Source organism: Mesorhizobium sp. M2C.T.Ca.TU.002.02.1.1, assembly GCF_003997225.1.
Window position 1 is genome coordinate 1 of sequence record NZ_RZTO01001048.1, and the last position, 1,825, is coordinate 1,825.

General features: G+C 67.6%; 3 protein-coding genes. All 3 read right to left on the bottom strand.

Features of this window, described 5'->3' with window-relative positions:
* Positions 1-287, bottom strand: a 287-nt coding sequence (locus EOD07_RS33135; RefSeq protein ID WP_164772784.1) for a (deoxy)nucleoside triphosphate pyrophosphohydrolase, incomplete at its 3' end; no start/stop codon positions are given.
* On the bottom strand, positions 284-1,063 hold the full coding sequence (locus EOD07_RS33140; RefSeq protein ID WP_198540265.1) for a GNAT family N-acetyltransferase: 780 nt from the start codon (positions 1,061-1,063) through the stop codon (positions 284-286). The genes EOD07_RS33135 and EOD07_RS33140, both read right to left, overlap by 4 nt.
* Positions 1,063-1,825: bifunctional ornithine acetyltransferase/N-acetylglutamate synthase (locus tag EOD07_RS33145; RefSeq protein WP_206519634.1), on the bottom strand; the 763-nt coding region annotated here is incomplete at its 5' end. The genes EOD07_RS33140 and EOD07_RS33145, both read right to left, overlap by 1 nt.

Below are 1,825 nucleotides of genomic sequence, written 5' to 3' on the forward strand. Positions count from 1 at the left end.
ACATAAAGCGGCATCAGCAGATGGAAATCGTCATAGGAATGGCTGGCGAAGGTGAGCGGCGCCAGGCACGGAATCTCCGTTTCGATGCCGAGTTCCTCATGCAATTCGCGGACCAGGCACTCCTCCGGCGTCTCGCCGGGCTCGACCTTGCCGCCTGGAAACTCCCACAGGCCGGCAAGCTGTTTACCCTCGGGGCGCTGCGCCAGGAGCACGCGCCGGTCGGCGTCGACCAGCGCGCAGGCCGCGACCAGAAGCAGGCGCTTTCCGGGTGGCTTGATCTCGCTCATGCGCCCGGCGGCCGTCGATAATGGTAGCGATAGACTTCCTCGAAGCCGAGCGACCGGTAGAGCGAGAGCGCCGGTAGATTGCCGGCCTCGACCTGCAGCCAGGCTTCGCGCGCGCCGCGCAGCCGCGCCCATTTCAGCGCCGAGAGGATGAGATTGCGGCCATGGCCCTGTTTGCGCGCGGACTTTTCAGTGGCGACCTCGAACAGGCCGGCGAGATCGCCGTCATGGACGCAGATCAGCGTCGCCAGCGGCTCGTTGCCGTCCTCGAGCGCGAACAGCCCCGCTTCCGGCTGAATGGCGCCGATGACCTCCGACAGGCCAGGCCGCAGCGAGGCGTCCGAGCCGCTCGTCCTCAGCGACGCGCCGATGAAGCGGCTGATGTCCTTCAGCGGTATCTGGTCCATGGCCGCGCCAAGCTCGAGGTCCTTCAGCGGCAGCCGCATGACCAGGGATTCGTCGAACCTGTTCCAGCCGCCCTTGTCGAGATGCCTGGACAGCACCTGCCCCGACAGCGGCGACATACGGAAGGTCAGCGGCCGGCCATAAGCATCGAAGCGCCTTGCGGCGCGGCCGATGCGCTCCTCGATGGCATGCGTGTCGCCGGGATCGAGCGGATTGACCGAATTCAGGCGCTTGGCGGGGAGACCGGCGGTCAGCCGCACCACCCAGGTCCCGTCATAATGGACGGCGGCCGCCGGCCAGGCGCGAAACCCCGCCGCCTCGTAGCGGCGCACGACCGCCAGCACGCTTGCCGGATGCCCGGACACCGGCGCCATCAGCTCCGATAATCGCCGTTGATGGCGACATATTCCTTGGTGAGGTCGCAGGTCCACACCGTCGCCTTGCCGCGGCCGATGCCGATATCGGCGCGGATGCGGATGTCATCGCGCTTCATATAGGCCGAGGTCGCTTCCTCCGAATAGCCCGGATCGCGCTCGCCCTCATGCGCGAGCCGATTGTCGCCGAACCAGATCGACAACCGGTCGCGGTCGGCCGGCTCGCCGGCCTTGCCGACGGCCATGACGACGCGGCCCCAATTGGCGTCCTCGCCCGCGACCGCCGTCTTGACCAGCGGCGAATTGGCGATCGAAAGCGCGATCCGCTTGGCCGAACGCGCCGATTTGGCGCCGGTGACGGTGACTTCGACCTGTTTGCGCGCGCCCTCGCCGTCGCGCACCACTTGCAGCGCCAGCGACTTCAGCACCTTGCCGAGCGCCCGGCGGAACGCGCCGAGCCGCGCATCCTTGGGATCGGCGATCGCCGGCGCGCCGCGCGCGGCGGCCTTGCCGGTCGCGAAGATGAGCAGCGTGTCGCTGGTCGAGGTATCGCTGTCGACGGTCACCGCATTGAAGGTCTTGGCCGTGCCGCGCGACAGCAGGTCCTGCAGCACGGGGGCGGCGATCGGTGCGTCGGTGGCGATGAAGGAAAGCATCGTCGCCATGTCGGGCGCGATCATGCCGGCGCCCTTGGCGATGCCGTTGATGGTCACGTCAACGTCGCCGAGCTTGACAATCTGAGTTGCCACCTTCGGATAGGTG

Excerpts from the sequence above, each read along its gene's own strand:
- EOD07_RS33140 (WP_198540265.1), bottom strand. The coding sequence starts at position 1,063 with ATGGCGCCGGTGTCCGGGCATCCGGCAAGCGTGCTGGCGGTCGTGCGC.